Raw genomic sequence first — 15,650 nt, forward strand, 5'->3', positions numbered from 1 at the left:
ATGAATTCGCATCCGACGCTGACGCCCGACCTGCCCGCTGAGCAGGTCGACTTCCCCGTGCCCGCGCCCCTGACGGGCCACGGACCCGCACGCGTGATCGCGATGTGTAATCAAAAGGGAGGCGTCGGCAAGACGACGACCACGATCAACCTGGGCGCCGCCCTGGCCGAGTACGGTCGCCGCGTCCTGATCGTTGACTTCGATCCGCAGGGGGCGGCGTCTGTCGGGTTGGGGATCAACGCCCTCGACATGGAACAGACGATCTACACGCTGCTGATGAACCCCAAGGCCGACGTGCGTGCGACCGTGTGCCATACGGACACGGAGAACCTGGATATCATCCCGGCAAACATCGACCTGTCTGCCGCGGAGGTTCAGCTGGTCAACGAGGTCGCGCGCGAGAGCGCCCTGGCGCGCGTGCTGCGCCACGTCGAGGCCGACTACGACGTCATCCTGATCGACTGTCAGCCCTCGCTCGGCCTGCTTGCGGTGAACGCGCTGACGGCCGCGCACGGCGTTATCGTGCCCGTGGAGGCCGAGTTCTTCGCCCTGCGTGGCGTCGCCCTGCTGGTCGAGACCATCGAGACGGTGCGCGATCGCATCAACCCGCGCCTGAAGATCGACGGCATCGTGGCGACGATGGTCGACTCACGCACCCTGCACTCGCGCGAAGTCCTCCAGCGCCTGAAGGAGGCCTTCGGGGATCTGGTCTTCGACACTCGTATCGGGCGCACGATTAAGTTCCCGGACGCCTCGGTGGCCACCGAGCCGATCACGTCCTACGCTCCCAACCACGCGGGGGCGCACGCGTATCGCCGACTGGCGCGGGAAGTCATCGCCCGTGGCGACGCCGCCTGAACCGATCGAGATTCAGGGGGAGTTCGAGCTCTTCGCCGTGAGGCTGCCCGTCTTCGAGGGGCCCTTCGACCTGCTCCTGTCCCTGATCGCGCGCAAAAAGCTCGACATTACCGAGGTGGCACTCGCCCAGGTGACGGACGAGTTCATCGCCTTCATGAAGGCCTCGCCCGACCTGTCACGCACGACCGAATTCCTGGTTGTCGCCGCAACGCTTCTCGACATGAAAGCCGCCCACCTCTTGCCCCGCCTCGACGAGGAGGAAGACGTGAGCGAGGCGGATCTGGAGGCCCGGGACCTCCTGTTCTCCCGACTCCTGCAATACCGCGCCTTCAAAGAAGCGGCGAAGGAGATCGACGCGCGCATGGTTGCGTGTGCCTCCTACGTGGCCCGCGACGTCGCCCTCGAGCCCCACTTCGCCACGCTCCTGCCCGAGCTCACCTGGCTCACCAGCCCTGAGGACCTGGCCCGCCTCGCCGCCGACGCCCTCTCCCAGTCGGCGCCCACCGTCCAGGTCACCCACCTGCACGACCCGGTCGTGCCTGTGCGCGAGCAGGCCATCGTCGTCGCCGACAAGCTCGCGTCGGCGGGGGAGATGACCTTCCGGGAGCTCATCGCCGATGCCGCCACGCGCGCCGTCATCGTGTCGCGTTTCTTGGCGCTCCTCGAACTCTTCCGGCGAGGAGCCGTCGAGTTCATCCAGGAGGGGGCGCTGGGGACACTTTCGATCCAGTGGAGAGCCGAGGTGGACGCGAGCGACATCGACATTGACGAGGCACCACGCGGCACGCGCCCCGAGGACACGCCCGCCGCCGTGGGCGCCACGGCCTCGTCGACGGGGAAGAATGCACGGACGATGGAAGGAGACGGCGGCGATGACTGACGAGCAGCTGCGAGGGCCGATCGAGGCGATCCTGATGGTCGCCTCCGAACCGGTGTCCGTCGACGAGCTCGCGGGCGCCCTTGAGGCGGATCCGCTCGACGTGGAGGAGACACTGCGCTCCCTGGCGAGCGAGTACCTCGGCCAGGGGGAAGGGCCGGCGCGCGGCTTCGAGCTGCGCGAGGTCGCGGGAGGCTGGCGCATCTACTCTGCGCGCGCCTACGCCGACGTCGTCGGTCGCTTCGTCGTGGGCTCCTCCCACGCGCGCCTGTCCCAGGCCGCCCTCGAAACCCTGGCGGTCATCGCCTACCGCCAGCCTATTTCACGTGCCCGCATCGCCCGCATCCGCGGGGTGAACGTCGACGGCGTGGTGCGCACCCTGCTCGCTCGAGGCCTCGTGGAAGAGACGGGGCTGACACCCTCCGGGGCGCGCCTATACGGCACGACCGGGGAGTTTCTTGAGAAAATGGGGATGACGAGCCTATCGGAGCTGGTACCCTTGGCACCCTACTTGCCAGACGCCGATGCGCTGGACGAATTGGAGGAAGAACTATGAGGGCTAACCCTTACACCGAGGGTGGCGTGCGCCTGCAGAAGGTGCTCGCCCAGGCCGGCGTCGCTTCTCGGCGCGCGTCCGAGCAGATGATCGCGGATGGCCGCGTGAGCGTGGACGGCACTGTCGTGCGCAACCAGGGCGTGCGGGTGGATCCCGCAACCCAGGTCATTCACGTCGACGGCGAGCGCCTGATCCTGGACGAGACCAAGCACATCGTGCTTGCCGTCAACAAGCCGATCGGCACCGTGTCCACGATGAGCGACCCGGAGGGACGCCCGACCATCGCCGACCTGATCGCTGACTACCCCGAGCGCCTCTACCACGTGGGTCGCCTCGACATCGACACCTCGGGCCTGCTGTTGCTGACCAACGACGGAGAGCTGGCCAACCGCCTGACCCACCCGTCCTACGAGATTCGCAAGACATACGTCGCGCGCCTGCACGGCGAGGTCAAGCCGGGAGTCAAGCGCACTCTCATGAACGGAATCGAGCTGGAGGACGGCCCGATCAAGGTGGATGCCTTCCGCGTTGTCGACACCTACGGTGACATCACCACCGTCGAGATCGTCGTCCACGAGGGCCGCAACCGACTCGTGCGACGCATGATGGACGCCGTCGGCTACCCGGTCCGCGAGCTCGTGCGTACCGGCTTTGGGCCGATCTCCCTGGATCACCTCAAGCAGGGCACGACCCGCCGCGTCAAGGGCAACGCTCTGACGGCGCTGTACGGGGCCGTCGGCCTGTGAGCGCCCAGGGCGGTGGCGCCCCCACGCGCGTCGTGTCCACGGTGGGTCCCGTCCTCATCATCGGGTCGGGCCTGCTGGGCGCGTCCCTCGGGCTCGCCCTGCGCGCCGGGGGAGTGGAAGTCTACCTCGAGGATGCCTCGCCCACCTCCCTGCGCCTTGCCTCCGACGTGGGCGCCGGCGTCCCTTTCAGTGACGTTATCGCCGAGGCCGGGGTGGCCTCTGCGGACGCCGGGCAGGACGGCGCCGGTTACGAGGCGCCGCGCATCGTCGTGGTCGCGACCCCTCCCGACGTCGCCGACCGGGTTATCGTCGATTCTCTTGTGCGATTCCCCAACGCTATCGTCACGGATGTCGCCTCGGTCAAGGACGCGGTCGTCGCCGACGTGCTTGCCACGCTCGTGCAGCGCGGCCTCCAGGACGAGGCGTGCCGCTACGTGGGCTCACACCCGATGGCTGGACGCGAGCGCTCCGGCGCCGGCGCGGCCGACGCCGACCTGTTCTACGGTCGGCCGTGGGTGATCGTGGCCCATGAGCTGACGTGGCCTCGTGCGGTGTTGGCCGCTCGTGCGCTTGCCACGGACGTGGGCGCGGTGCCCCTGGAGATGAATGCGGGCACGCACGATCATGCGGTGGCCCTGGTGTCCCACGTGCCGCAGCTCGTGTCGTCGATGCTGGCGGCGCGCCTCGTTGATGCTCCCGCACAGGCACTCGGTTTGGCGGGGCAGGGGCTGCGTGACACGGCGCGTATCGCGGCCTCCGATCCTCGCTTGTGGACGGCGATCCTGGCCGGCAACGCTGGGCCTGTCGCCGACATCCTGCGCGAGTTGAGGGGCGACCTGGATGACCTGCTGACCCACTTGGATGCGGCCGCCGAGCTGGGCCCGCTTCGGGGCGGCAGCGTCGGTGCGATCAACCGCGTGATGACGGCTGGCAATCAGGGCGTCGCGCGCATCCCCGGCAAGCACGGCGGTGCTCCGTCGCGCTACCGCGAGGTCGAGGTGCTGATCCCCGATGAGCCCGGTGCGCTCGGGCGCCTCTTCAGTGAGCTCGGTGAGGCCTCCATCAACATCGAGGACCTGGTTCTCGAGCACTCGGCGGGCGCGCAGGCTGGCGTCGCTCGCGTCATGATTGACCCGGCGGTCGCTGACCGCTGCGCCGCGGACCTGCAGGAGCGGGGCTGGCGGCTCATTACCCACTAGAACAACCTCGATGAGGAGAATCACCGGATGAACGACTCGATGCGCCAGGACGCGATCTCGCGCGTGGGCATTACCATTGCGATCGATGGTCCTGCGGGTTCTGGTAAGTCCACGGTGTCCAAGGAGCTGGCCTCGCGTCTGGGCATCGGATACCTCGACACGGGCGCGATGTACCGCGCGCTGACGTGGTACGCCCTCGACCGCGGCATTGACCTGGAGGACACCGACGCGGTCGCAGCCGCGGCCGACGAGATGGTCCTTCGCCTGCAGTCCGATCCGTCCGATCCGCACGTGTGGGTGGGGGATACCGAGGTCACCCAGGCGATTCGCGAGCCTCGCATCGCCCTGGAGATCAAGCATATTTCGACGAACCTGACGGTGCGCGCGTGGATGGCGGCCGAGCAGCGCCGCCGCATGATGGAGGCACGCGCTCAGGGCTCCGGCATGATCGCCGAGGGCCGCGACATCACGACGGTCGTGTGCCCGGATGCGGACGTGCGCATCCTGTTGCTCGCGGACCAGGAGGCGCGCCTGCGCCGCCGCACCCTGGAACTCTACGGTGACGCGACCGAGGAGCACATGGAGATTGTGCGCGCCCAGGTGGAGGGCCGCGACAAGGCCGACTCGACCGTCTCGGAGTTTATGACCGCGGCCCCCGGCGTTCAGACGGTTGATTCGACCGGCCTGGATATCGCCGGCGTGTGCGAGGCCATCCTGGCATACGTGGACGAGGACCTGGCCGCCCGCGAGGGATAGCGCCTGGCAGGTAGATGTGTGCCCCGCAGCGCCTCGCTGCGGGGCACACACATCTGGTGGCGTCACGCGCGCGATTCGCGTGCGCTACCGACTTCTCAGATGCGCGAGCGGTCGTGCGTGCGTGCGCGCGTCGTTAGTAGCCGGCGCCGTGCGAACCATATGTGCCGTTTGTGCCGTACATGCCGGGCGCCGGGTAGCCGCCCTGTTGCTGACCGTAGTAGTTTCCACCGTGACCCGCCGGGTAGCCGCCTCCTGTCTGCATCGGAGGGTGCATGGAGGCTCCGCTTTGCGGATACTGGGGACCGCCGTAGCTGCCGGCCGTCACGCCATACTGCGGACCGCTGGGGCCGTTGTAGGACATTGTCGGCGATTGGCGTGCCTTGCCCTGGGACGATAGATAACGGAAGAGCCAGTACCCTCCCATGATCACGGCGACAAGAATCAGAGAAATCATGACAGCGACCGGGTCATGGGAGGTTGTGCGCGAGCGGAAGCGTCGGCGCATCGGTGCTGGCGTTGACACGCGGGCGTTCGTCGTCTGGTCGGCGGTGGCAGCGCGTGTAGGAACGTCTTGTGTGCTCACGACAACAGCGGTCGCCTGGGCGGCCGACGCCTCCCAGGAGCCGACGTTCGCTGCAACGATACCCGTGAATGCGAGGGCGAGGGACGCGGAGGCTGTCAGGAGCCGACGGATGGTCATAGGGGATACTCCCGCGGTGTGTGCTGGCGATGGATAGATAGCCTTTAGTGTAACCGCGTGGACAGATGGGGATGGTTTGTTCCGCGGAGCGATACGTGTCAGCCGGTGGGGGAGGGCGAGTCGTGTGCGCTCTGCTCACAGAGGTAGTGTGTCGTGGTGCACGTTAGTCGGCTTGCTTCCCTCTCCTTGGGTGCGCTATAGTTCTACAGGTCGCCACGGCGACGAACTGAATACGGGCTGTGGCGCAGCTTGGTAGCGCACTTGACTGGGGGTCAAGGGGTCGTGGGTTCAAATCCCGCCAGCCCGACAAAAGAGTCGCGAGGACAGGTTTGTGTCCTCGCGCTTTTTGTATTCCACGGGCCTTCGTCGCCTGGAGTCGTTGGAGGGACCTCCGTCCCCGCATCAATTGTCGGTCAATCTTTGTAACCGAAACGTAATGCTCGTCTGTGGTGGTCTATTTCCCCCGGTAAACGCTAGTTTTCGACCAATCTTCCGCGGGTTCGTGCAGGTCGCAGCGCATGTGATGCGTTGTGAGGAGTGACAATGGGTGCCCCCTCAGTGGAGTAAACTGTGGCACAGGTCGAAGTCGTCAACGGGGATGATTTCGACCTACCTAGCCGGTACCGGTAGCCGCCATCCAAGATGGGGCACGAAGTGCACGGACCGACACAAAACGGCCCCGGCCTCGTCAACGGAGACGAGGCCGGGGGAGCCGGAGACGCGAATGAGGAGCGAGAACGGTCAGCCGTCAGACTTCGCCGCGCCCTCGCGCGCATCCTCGGGGATGACATCCTCCAGCGTCGCCGACTGCTCGTGCGGGGCCTGGAACTCGGTCACCATCGTCACCTCCTTGATGGCCGGATCAGACACTGTCATCGCAGTTGTGTTTCCCGTCTGAGAGACGATGTTCAGCCGGTTGTCGGCGTCAAGTTCGACAACGAAGAGATCCTCCACTTCGCCGATGCCCGCCGACGAAAGCTCTGTGCGCAACCATTCCTCGTCGCGATGTGCCAACTTGAGGTTGTCGGTCACGACCTGGCCACTGGACACCAGGACGTAGTTGACGCCGCCCTCGCCCTTGCGCCGTACCGTCAGGGAGCCGTTGGCTTCGCGTTGTACGAGGCTGATGTCGCTCAGTGAAAAGATGCCCATGCCGCGTAGCTCTGCGAGAAACTCGACTGGGTCGAGCTTGTGATCCGTGTTGTCGAGCGCGTCCTGAGTAAATCGCCCGCCCTCGATGATCGTGTACGCCTTTCCCATCACGAGCGAGCGGGTCGACATGAACTTCGACGTCAGGTAGTTCAGGCCGGAGATGATTCCAAAGGTGACGAGCAGGAAGCTGATGTACTCCGCGAACGAGATTGCGTGGTTGTAGATGACGCCGCCGATAATGCCACCGAGGATAAAGTTCCCGATAAAGTCGATCGGTGTCAGCTGAACCGTCTGCTGCTTGCCCGTGAGGCGCAGGTGGAGGACGATCAGGGTGACACCGATCAGGAGCTTAAAGACCGTCATTTCGAAACCATGAACATCGAACATGAAACCAGTCTATTCGCATGTGGGGACGCGGTTTTGCGTGGTGTGATCAGTTCGTCGGATCCGCGTCGATCGCTCCCTGAATGTCGTGGAAGAGGAGATTCGAGATCTCGACCTGCACGGTCTCAACCTTCGGCACGTCGCGCAGCAGCAACGGATCGTCAGCGGAGGTCTGGAGGGCGAGCGAGCCGCAACCGAAGATCCGGTCATCGAAGTCCTTTTCGATCTGGATGTCAGAGATGCGGGTGAGTGGCAGATCGTGACCGGTGCGCTTCATGATGCCCGTGCGGGTGATGACTCGCTTCGTCGTCACCGTGTAGGTCGTCGTTATCCACTTGATCCAGGGAACAAGGATGAGTGGAATCGACAGGAGGAGCACGGCGATCCAGATGGTCGGAAGCGCCCAGTAACGCGCGTTCTCCGGGACGTAGAACGAGCCGACCGCCGCTGCGATCACGAGGATCGACTCCACGATGATCGCGGGGAGCAGGGTCTTGATGTGCGTGTGCATGTGCCGGACGACGACCTCGTCCTGGCTGAGGAGCTTCTGTGACAATGCCATGGCACCATCATGCCAGATTTCGCGAGTGCGTGAGGACGCCTACGACGGTGGCAGTGCGCCTCAGCGGGGCCTGCGGTGCGTTCCCACAATGTCTGTGTTCACGATGCCTATCGCCGCCATCAGCGCGAGCATCGTCGTGGGACCCACGAATTTAAAACCGCGACTCTTGAGGTCGGCCGCGAGAGCCACCGACTCCGGCAGCTGTGTGGGCACCTCGTTGTGAGAGCGCGGACGGGGATCATGCGTCGGCCGATACGACCAGACGAACTCACCGAGGTGGGAGGGGCCGTCCGTCGCTTCCGAAGTGTTCCTCATAGCTAGCGTCGCGTGAGCGTTGCTGATCACGGCCTCGATCTTGCGGCGGTTTCGGATGATTCCTGGATCACGAGTGAGGCGCTCGACGTCGACCGTGCTGAATGCGGCGACCGCGTCCGGCGAGAAGCCCTCGAACGCCGCGCGGAAGGCCTCGCGTTTGGCCAGCACGGTGCGCCAGGACAGGCCCGCCTGGAATCCCTCGAGGACGAGGCGCTCGAAGACGCCCGCCTCGTCGTGGACGGGCATGCCCCACTCCGTGTCGTAGTAGGAGCGCAGGAGCGCGTCGTGGGAGGCCCAGGACGGGCGAACGAGGCCGTCGTCGCACAGCGTGAGCCCGCAGGGGAGGGGATGGGGAGAATCGGTTGAGGAGTCCATAGCCCCATCCTGCGCGCCGACACCAGCAGCGGCAATCGTGACGACGAACCCTGTGGATAACGATGACGTGCGCGCCACCCCTGTGGATAGGGTGACGCGCACGTTCTACGCCTGCGTGCACCGACGCCTAGCGGCGGCGCTTTTCGCGCACGCGCACGGACACCTGGATGGGTGTGCCCGCAAAACCGAAGGTCTCGCGCAGGCGGCGTTCGATGAAACGACGGTAGCCCGGATCGAGGAAGCCCGTCGTGAAGAGCACGAAGCGTGGGGGCTTGCTGGAGACCTGCGTGCCGAAGAGGATGCGGGGCTGCTTGCCGCCGCGCAGCGGGTGTGGGTGAGCGGCCACGAGCTGGCCGAGGAAGGCGTTGAGCTGGCCCGTCGGGATGCGGGTCTCCCACCCCTCCAAGGCGGTGTCGAGCGCGCGCACAATGCGGTTTGTGTGCCAACCGGTCTTGGCCGCCAGGTTGATGCGCGGTGCCCACTGAACCTGGACGAGCTCGCGTTCGAGCTCGTTCTTGATCTCCTTTTGGCGCTCCTCATCGACCAGGTCCCACTTGTTCGTTACGACGACGAGGGCCCGGCCCGCGTCGATGACCTGCTGGACGACGCGCACGTCCTGCTCGGTCAGGGGGGCGGAACCGTCGATGAGGACCAGGGCGACTTCGGCCTTCTCGATGGCTGCCTGCGTGCGGATCGAAGCGTAGTAGTCGGCGCCGCTCGTGCGGTGCATCTTGCGGCGGATGCCGGCAGTGTCGACGAACCACCAGGAACGTCCGTCCAACTCGATGAGCTCGTCGACGGGGTCGCGGGTCGTGCCCGCCAGCTCGTTGACGACGACGCGCTCGCCGCCGGCCAGGGCGTTCAGGAGGGAGGACTTACCGACGTTGGGACGCCCGACGAGGGCCACACGGCGCGGGCCGCCCGACGGGAGCGCGGAGGCTACCGCGGACTCGGTCGGCAGAACATCCAGGACGACGTCGAGGAGATCACCCGTGCCTCGCCCGTGGAGGGCGGAAATCGGGTGAGGCTCGCCCAGGCCGAGGCTCCACAGGTAGGCGGCGTCGGCCTCTTGCAGGGGCGAATCCACCTTGTTGGCCGCCAGGATGATCGGCTTCTTCTTCGAGCGCAGCATCTCCACGATGCGCTCGTCGGATGCCGTCACGCCGACCGTTGCGTCCAGGACGAGGACGACGGCGTCGGCCAGGTCGACGGCGATCTCCGCTTGCTCGGCGACGGAACGATCCAGTCCCTTGACGTCGATCTCCCAGCCGCCGGTGTCCACGAGCGTGAAGTCGCGTCCGGCCCACTCCGCGGGGTAGGAGACGCGGTCGCGCGTGACGCCCGGCGTGTCCTGGACGACGGCCTCGCGGCGTCCCAGGATTCGGTTGACCAGCGTGGACTTGCCGACGTTGGGTCGGCCGACGACGGCGAGAACCGGCAGGCCCGCCGCGACGTCGCCGGAATCGTCGAGCTCGACGTCGCCGGAGAGCAACGCCAAATCCTCCTCGTCCAGGTCGAACTGGTCGAGGTTGGCGCGCATGACGCGGGCGCGGGCCGCGGCGTCATCGTCGGTCAGGTCGATCATCTCGGACGAGGCCGGGGCCAAGTCCGCGGTGTAGGCGTCGGCCGCGTCGCCCACGGGAGTGGGGGTCGCGCCGTGCTGGGTATCGAAGTCATTCACCCGCCCAGTCTACGGTGTGGCGCGCCGCGCGGGTCGGATGGGGACCCCCGTGGCGCGCCAGTTCACAGGTTCGTTGCGTTTACTCGTGGGAGCGCACGTCGCCAGCGAGGACTTCGGCGGCGACGGGCACGTCGTTGTAGCGGTGGTGGATACCCTGGATCTCCTGGTACCACTCCGCGCCCTTGCCCGTGATGATGACGGTGTCGCCGGGGTCGGCCGCCAAGATGGCGCGGCGCACGGCGTCGCGTCGGCACGTCGTGACTTCGGTGACGTCCTCCATGCCGGGGCGCACGGAGGCGATGCCGCGCAGCAGATAGTCGCGGATCGACTGGGGATCCTCGGTGCGCGGGTTCTCGTCGGTCACCCACAGGACGTCGGCCTCGCGCGCCGCGATTGCCGCCAGGTGCTCACGCTTGGTCGCGTCGCGGTCGCCGTCGGTGCCGAAGACGATGACGACCTTGCCGGGGGTCAGCTCGCGCGTCGAACGCAGCGTCCACTCGAGCGCTTCGGGGGTGTGCGCGTAGTCGACGATCACGAGGGGCTGGGCGCCGGGGGTGGGGTTGACCTTCTCCATGCGGCCCGGAATCTGGGGAGCGTCCTCGATGGAGGCGATAACGTCAGGCAGGTCGATGCCCAGCGTCACGGCGGACACGATCGCCACGGCCGTATTCTGCACGTTGACCTCACCCAGGATCGGCATCGCGACGCGGTGGCCGACGCCGTCAGGGTCGACGAGCGTGAACACCGTGCGGCCGATCACCTTGTCGGGGGCAATATCGCGGACCTGCCAGTCGGCGCTCTCGCTCGTCAGGGCGGACACGGTGGTCACCGGCACGGCCGCCTGCGCGGCCAGGCGGCGGCCCCACTCGTCGTCCACGCACACGACGCCGGCGCGGGAGTGCTCGGGGGTAAAGAGCAACGCCTTGGCGGCGAAGTAGTGCTCCATGTCGCCGTAGTAGTCCAGGTGATCGTGCTGGAGATTCGTGAAGGCAGCGACGTCGAAGACGATGCCGTCCACCCGGTGCAGGGACAGGGCGTGCGCGGACAACTCGATGATCCCGGCGCCGCAGCCGTACTGCTCGGTGGCGGACAGGAAACGGGCGATGACCGGCGCCTCCGCGGTCGTGCGCACCGCCTCAAACGAGATCGGTCCGACGTGCATCTCGACGGTGCCGCACAGGGACGCCTGGGGGAAACGCGAAGCGATGGCGGCACGCATCAGGTACGAGGTCGTCGTCTTGCCGTTCGTGCCGGTCACGGCCATCGTCGTCAGGCGCGTGGCGGGAGAGGAGTACGCGTTCGCGCACAGGGCGGGGACGACGCCACGCGGATCGGCCACCTGCACGACCGGCGCGCCCAAGCCTCGTTCATGTGCCTGCACTCGTCCCTCCTCGTCGGTGAGAATAACGCTGGCGCCCGCCTCGATGGCGGCGTGGGCGAAGCGGATGCCGTGCTGTGTCAGGCCGGGGATCGCCACGAAGATCCAACCGGGCTCGCAATCGTCGGAGGAAACGGTGACGCCCGTGACGCTCACGTCGGAGGCGTCGATCGAGGCGGGAGCACCGTCAACGCCATAAAACCCCTCGATGTCGATGCCCGCGAGGACGCGCGCGAGCGGGGTCGGGTCGATGGACGGGCGAATATCAATCACTGATGTCATGGCACTACTGTAGTTCGTCATCGGCTGCCCGTGTCGCACACGCATGGACAGTGACACAGTAGGATGGAGACATGCAGATTTTGACACGCAACGAAGCAACCCATCGCGCTGCCACGCTCGAGGTGTCCTCCATTGACGTCACCGTTGACGTTTCGGGTGCCGCAGACTCCTCCCAGGAAACCTACCCCGTCACGTCGGTCCTGACCCTGACCGCTCGCGAGGAGCGCACCTTCATCGATATCGCCGGGCAAGTCCGCGCCGTCTTGCTCAACGGCGCGGAGCACCCCTTCGAGGACGATGAGGATCGCGTCTGGGTATCCGGCCTGCCGGTGGGGGAGAGCCTCACGCTTGAGGTGCGCGCGCTCGCCCACTACTCGCGCTCCGGCGAGGGCCTCCACCGCTACACCGACCCCGAGGACGGGGAGGTGTACCTGTACACCCAGTTCGAACCCAACGACGCGCACCGTGCCTGGCCGTGCATCGACCAGCCCGACGTCAAGCCCGTGTGGACCTTCCACGTGATCGCGCCCCCGTCCTGGGTCGTCTTCTCCAACGGCGTCGAGGTCGGCGCAGCGCCAGCCGGTGACGACGCCGTGCGTCACGATTTTTCCGCCACGCCCCCGCTGTCCAGCTACATCACCGCGGTCGTGGCGGGACCGTGGGCCGTCATCGACGGGGGAACATGGAGCGGCGGGGCGAGCGACGGCGGACACGTCGAGCTTCCCCTGCGCCTGGCGTGTCGGCGTACACTCGCGCGCTACCTTGACGCGGACGACGTCTGTGAGGTCACTCGCGCGGGCCTCGACTTCTTCCACGAGCGTTACGGCGTGACCTTCCCGTGGGGCTCCTACGACCAGATCTACGTGCCCGAGTACAACCTCGGCGCCATGGAGAATCCCGGCTGCATCACCTTTAACGAGAGCTACATCTCCCGTTCCACCCCGACGTTCACGGAACGTCAGCGTCGCGCAAACACGACCCTGCACGAGATGTGCCACATGTGGTTCGGCGACCTGGCGACCCCCGCGTGGTGGGACGACCTGTGGCTCAAGGAATCCTTCGCCGAGAACCAGGGCGCCAGCGCGATCGCGACGTCGACGCAGTATACGGGGGAGTGGGCCAACTTCGCGATGAACCGCAAGATCTGGGCCTACACGCAGGACCAGATGCCCACGACGCACCCCATCGCCGCCGACATCCCCGACGTGGCCGCCGCCAAGACAAACTTCGACGGCATCACCTACGCCAAGGGAGCAGCCGTCCTCAAGCAGCTCGTCGCTTGGGTCGGCGAGGACGCCTTCTATGAGGGAGCGCGCCGCTACTTTGACAAGCATCGCTTCGCTGCGACCTCGCTCGCCGACCTGCTTGAGGCCCTCGAGGCCGCTTCCCATCAGGAGCTCGGCTCCTGGAAGAGCGCCTGGCTCGAGACGTCCGGCCCCTCGACGCTGTCCGCCTCCTGGCGCACCGATTCTGTCGGAGCGATCTCGGACTTCACCCTTCACCAGGGCGCCGAGGCGTGCGGCGGTGTGCTGCGTCCCCATCGCGTCACCGTCTCCACGTGGCGTGCCGCCTCCGGCGCGCTCGAGCGCACGCACGTCTTCGATGTTCGCATCGACGGTGAGAGCGCCCCCATCGATCCCGACGGCGTGCTTGCCCTCCCCGGCGGAGCAGCCTTCGTCGACCTGGTCGTCATCAACGACGACGACCTCACGTATGCGATTTCGCGCCTCGACGAGCGTTCCACCGACGTCGCCCTGGCCTACGTGGGAACGATCGGCGCGCCCATCACCCGCGCGGTCGTCTGGGCGTCGCTGTGGAACGCGGTGCGCGACGGCCTGCTCGATCCCAGGCGTTTCGTCGTTGCCGTCCTGAACGCGGTCCCCGCCGAGACCGAGCCCGCTATTCGCGACCGCCTGCTTCTGTTCGTGTCGGAGGCGCTCTCCTCCTTCCTGCCCGGCGCGGCGCGCGCAGATGCCCACGACCAGGTCCTGGCCACCACCATTCGCTTGGCGAAGGAGGCCGACGACGCCGACGCGTGGCGGGCCTACACGCGCGCCTTTATCGCCGAGTTCGCTGCCCGCGGCGGCGACGAATACGAGGCGACGGTACGCGCCTTTGCGGCCAGCGACAATCCCGACATCGCCTGGCGCGCGCGCCGCGCGCTGGCAGCCCGAGGCCTCGTCGACGAGGAGACGATTCTTGCGTGGCGTGACGCCGACGGTTCTGGTGAGGCCGCCCGCATGAGCGTCGAGGCCCTGGCCTCCATCCCCGACGAGGCAGCCCGCGCTCGGGCGTGGGAATCCGCCTGGTCGGACACGCTGTCCAACGACTACCTGAGCGCGACTCTCGCGGGCCTGCAGTCCTCCACCTGGGAGGGCGAGCGCGGCACCGGCGAGGCCGTGGCACGCATGCGCGGCTATTGGGAGTCCCACACGATCGGCATGTCCCTGCGCTACGTCAGCGGCGTCCTTGACCTCAGCGTCGACATCGACCGCGAGGGAAGCGTTGAGGCCAGCGTCTCGCTCCTGCGCTCCTGGCTCGGCGCCAACGAGGATGCTCCCGCGCAGCTGCGCCGCATCGTCGTCGAACACCTCGACGACTTCGAGCGCCGCGAGCGCGTCCAGCGTCGCTGGCAGGGCGATCAGTGACGAGGCCGGAGGAGCGCGGCGGGACCGCGGGGGAGGCGCTCGAGGCCAGCGAGGCCTCGTCGGTGGACCCCGCGGCCTCGATGTCGCTGCTCACCTCGCTTCTGGCCAACCCCCTCGACGCCGGATACGAGCACTACCGTGCGGAGCACGGGCCGCGTCCCGCCTCCCTGATAGGGCGGGTTGGCGTCTTCGCGGTGGCCGTCGCGCTCGGCTTCGGTGCGGTCGTGGCGACCGCGTCGCTGCGCGCCCCCGCGGGCGACGTGAAGGCGGATTTGAAGCAACAGGCCTCGACTCGTAGCGAGAACGTGGCAGCCCTGGACTCGGAGGTACAGTCGCTGGGGCACGCCATCGAGCAATACTCCGACCCCGCTAACGCCGCCGGGACCGATGGGACGCTGGCCCTCCAGGTCGCGACGACTCCTGCCTCGGGCCCCGGCATCATCGTGACGCTCACGGATCGGGCGGCCCCTGGGAAGGGGAGCGGTGCCGTGCGTGACCAGGATCTGGCGATGGTCGTCAACGCCCTGTGGGGAGCGGGGGCCGAAGCGATTTCCATCAACGGACAACGGATTGGGCCCGCCACCTTCGTGCGCACCGCTGGCTCGGCCATCCTGGTGAACGTCACCCCCATCTCCTCGCCCTACGAGGTCAGCGCCATTGGCGACTCGAACGCCCTGTCCGTCGCCCTCGTGCGCGGTAATACGGGGGACTACCTCTCCGCCGCGCAGTCCGTCACTGGCATGACCGTGTCCACCAAGGTCGTCTCCTCCCTGACCATGGACGCGCTCGCGCCCTCCGTCCCCCAGTATGCTTCGCCCGTTTCCGACCCCACTCACGGAGGCACCTCATGATTGCCGTCATCGGACTCATCATCGGAATCGTCCTGGGCGTCCTGCTCGACCCGACCGTACCCGCCTGGCTCACGCCCTTCCTGCCCGTCGCCGTCGTCGCGGGCCTGGACGCGCTCTTCGGTGCGGGGCGCGCGTGGCTTGAGGGGCGCTTCGCGGACCGCGTCTTCGTCACCTCCTTCTTCTGGAACGTCGTGGTGGCCTGCCTGCTCGTCTTCTTGGGCACGCAGCTCGGCGTCGGCTCGGCCATGACGACCGCCGTCGTTGTGGTCCTGGGCATCCGCATCTTCTCCAACACCGCATCCATCCGCCGACTCCTGCTGAAGGCCTGAT

The 15,650-nt window shown here is 67.0% G+C and carries 15 protein-coding genes and 1 tRNA gene; 10 read left to right on the forward strand and 6 right to left on the reverse strand.

The features are described from left to right. The 6 genes from HMPREF1138_RS02075 to cmk are packed head-to-tail and all read left to right on the forward strand — an operon-like array spanning position 1 to position 4,992. Positions 1-858 carry a ParA family protein gene (locus HMPREF1138_RS02075; RefSeq protein ID WP_009055987.1) on the forward strand — a complete coding sequence of 286 codons (858 nt, stop codon included), beginning with the start codon at positions 1-3 and terminating at the stop codon, positions 856-858. After that, on the forward strand, positions 842-1,738 hold the full coding sequence (locus tag HMPREF1138_RS02080; RefSeq protein ID WP_009055966.1) for a segregation and condensation protein A: 897 nt from the start codon (positions 842-844) through the stop codon (positions 1,736-1,738). Before HMPREF1138_RS02075 ends, HMPREF1138_RS02080 begins: the two co-directional genes overlap by 17 nt. Next, positions 1,731-2,291 carry an SMC-Scp complex subunit ScpB gene (gene scpB, locus HMPREF1138_RS02085; RefSeq protein ID WP_009055972.1) on the forward strand — a complete coding sequence of 187 codons (561 nt, stop codon included), beginning with the start codon at positions 1,731-1,733 and terminating at the stop codon, positions 2,289-2,291. Before HMPREF1138_RS02080 ends, scpB begins: the two co-directional genes overlap by 8 nt. Then, entirely contained in the window at positions 2,288-3,037 is a 750-nt protein-coding gene (locus HMPREF1138_RS02090; RefSeq protein WP_009056081.1) for a pseudouridine synthase, read from the forward strand. Before scpB ends, HMPREF1138_RS02090 begins: the two co-directional genes overlap by 4 nt. Continuing rightward, a complete protein-coding gene (locus HMPREF1138_RS02095; protein WP_009055993.1) occupies positions 3,034-4,236 on the forward strand; it encodes a prephenate dehydrogenase in 1,203 nt (400 codons plus the stop codon). The genes HMPREF1138_RS02090 and HMPREF1138_RS02095 overlap by 4 nt, the downstream gene beginning before the upstream one ends. A 27-nt stretch (positions 4,237-4,263) precedes the next feature. Continuing rightward, positions 4,264-4,992 carry a (d)CMP kinase gene (cmk, locus tag HMPREF1138_RS02100; protein WP_009056014.1) on the forward strand — a complete coding sequence of 243 codons (729 nt, stop codon included), beginning with the start codon at positions 4,264-4,266 and terminating at the stop codon, positions 4,990-4,992. A gap of 133 nt (positions 4,993-5,125) precedes the next feature. Here cmk and HMPREF1138_RS02105 read toward each other — a convergent pair whose 3' ends face one another. Further along, the gene (locus HMPREF1138_RS02105; protein WP_009055988.1) at positions 5,126-5,692 is read right to left on the reverse strand and encodes a hypothetical protein; all 567 of its coding nucleotides are present in this window, start codon (positions 5,690-5,692) and stop codon (positions 5,126-5,128) included. 233 nt (positions 5,693-5,925) lie between these two features. Here HMPREF1138_RS02105 and HMPREF1138_RS02110 point away from each other — a divergent pair. Next, positions 5,926-5,999, forward strand: a tRNA-Pro gene (locus HMPREF1138_RS02110). A gap of 434 nt (positions 6,000-6,433) precedes the next feature. On the opposite strand, the gene HMPREF1138_RS02115 is transcribed toward HMPREF1138_RS02110, so the two are convergent. From HMPREF1138_RS02115 to HMPREF1138_RS02135, 5 genes are all read right to left on the reverse strand, one after another. After that, a complete protein-coding gene (locus HMPREF1138_RS02115; protein ID WP_009055948.1) occupies positions 6,434-7,231 on the reverse strand; it encodes a DUF421 domain-containing protein in 798 nt (265 codons plus the stop codon). 46 nt (positions 7,232-7,277) lie between these two features. Further along, positions 7,278-7,790, reverse strand: a complete 513-nt coding sequence (locus HMPREF1138_RS02120; RefSeq protein ID WP_009056009.1) for a PH domain-containing protein — start codon at positions 7,788-7,790, stop codon at positions 7,278-7,280. A gap of 60 nt (positions 7,791-7,850) precedes the next feature. After that, the gene (locus HMPREF1138_RS02125) at positions 7,851-8,480 is read right to left on the reverse strand and encodes a DNA-3-methyladenine glycosylase I (RefSeq protein ID WP_009055974.1); all 630 of its coding nucleotides are present in this window, start codon (positions 8,478-8,480) and stop codon (positions 7,851-7,853) included. A gap of 127 nt (positions 8,481-8,607) precedes the next feature. Next, positions 8,608-10,161, reverse strand: a complete 1,554-nt coding sequence (gene der / locus HMPREF1138_RS02130; RefSeq protein ID WP_009056026.1) for a ribosome biogenesis GTPase Der — start codon at positions 10,159-10,161, stop codon at positions 8,608-8,610. A gap of 79 nt (positions 10,162-10,240) precedes the next feature. Continuing rightward, positions 10,241-11,821, reverse strand: coding sequence for a UDP-N-acetylmuramoyl-L-alanyl-D-glutamate--2,6-diaminopimelate ligase (locus HMPREF1138_RS02135; protein ID WP_009056012.1), 1,581 nt, complete (start codon positions 11,819-11,821; stop codon positions 10,241-10,243). A 71-nt stretch (positions 11,822-11,892) separates the two neighbouring features. Here HMPREF1138_RS02135 and pepN point away from each other — a divergent pair, with 71 nt between their 5' ends. The 3 genes from pepN to HMPREF1138_RS02150 are packed head-to-tail and all read left to right on the forward strand — an operon-like array spanning position 11,893 to position 15,649. Beyond that, positions 11,893-14,469 carry an aminopeptidase N gene (gene pepN / locus HMPREF1138_RS02140; protein ID WP_009056060.1) on the forward strand — a complete coding sequence of 859 codons (2,577 nt, stop codon included), beginning with the start codon at positions 11,893-11,895 and terminating at the stop codon, positions 14,467-14,469. Beyond that, the gene (locus HMPREF1138_RS02145) at positions 14,466-15,320 is read left to right on the forward strand and encodes a DUF881 domain-containing protein (RefSeq protein WP_009056039.1); all 855 of its coding nucleotides are present in this window, start codon (positions 14,466-14,468) and stop codon (positions 15,318-15,320) included. Before pepN ends, HMPREF1138_RS02145 begins: the two co-directional genes overlap by 4 nt. Then, a complete protein-coding gene (locus HMPREF1138_RS02150; RefSeq protein ID WP_007589292.1) occupies positions 15,317-15,649 on the forward strand; it encodes a small basic family protein in 333 nt (110 codons plus the stop codon). The genes HMPREF1138_RS02145 and HMPREF1138_RS02150 overlap by 4 nt, the downstream gene beginning before the upstream one ends. The last annotated feature ends 1 nt before the right edge of the window (position 15,650 follow it).

The sequence above is a fragment of the Actinomyces sp. ICM58 genome (assembly GCF_000283035.1).
Taxonomy (GTDB): Bacteria; Actinomycetota; Actinomycetes; order Actinomycetales; family Actinomycetaceae; genus Pauljensenia.

Excerpts from the sequence above, each read along its gene's own strand:
- HMPREF1138_RS02125 (WP_009055974.1), bottom strand. The coding sequence starts at position 8,480 with ATGGACTCCTCAACCGATTCTCCCCATCCCCTCCCCTGCGGGCTCACG.
- HMPREF1138_RS02090 (WP_009056081.1), top strand. The coding sequence starts at position 2,288 with ATGAGGGCTAACCCTTACACCGAGGGTGGCGTGCGCCTGCAGAAGGTG.
- HMPREF1138_RS02115 (WP_009055948.1), bottom strand. The coding sequence starts at position 7,231 with ATGTTCGATGTTCATGGTTTCGAAATGACGGTCTTTAAGCTCCTGATC.
- HMPREF1138_RS02075 (WP_009055987.1), top strand. The coding sequence starts at position 1 with ATGAATTCGCATCCGACGCTGACGCCCGACCTGCCCGCTGAGCAGGTC.
- HMPREF1138_RS02120 (WP_009056009.1), bottom strand. The coding sequence starts at position 7,790 with ATGGCATTGTCACAGAAGCTCCTCAGCCAGGACGAGGTCGTCGTCCGG.
- pepN (WP_009056060.1), top strand. The coding sequence starts at position 11,893 with ATGCAGATTTTGACACGCAACGAAGCAACCCATCGCGCTGCCACGCTC.
- cmk (WP_009056014.1), top strand. The coding sequence starts at position 4,264 with ATGAACGACTCGATGCGCCAGGACGCGATCTCGCGCGTGGGCATTACC.
- scpB (WP_009055972.1), top strand. The coding sequence starts at position 1,731 with ATGACTGACGAGCAGCTGCGAGGGCCGATCGAGGCGATCCTGATGGTC.
- HMPREF1138_RS02105 (WP_009055988.1), bottom strand. The coding sequence starts at position 5,692 with ATGACCATCCGTCGGCTCCTGACAGCCTCCGCGTCCCTCGCCCTCGCA.
- HMPREF1138_RS02150 (WP_007589292.1), top strand. The coding sequence starts at position 15,317 with ATGATTGCCGTCATCGGACTCATCATCGGAATCGTCCTGGGCGTCCTG.
- HMPREF1138_RS02135 (WP_009056012.1), bottom strand. The coding sequence starts at position 11,821 with ATGACATCAGTGATTGATATTCGCCCGTCCATCGACCCGACCCCGCTC.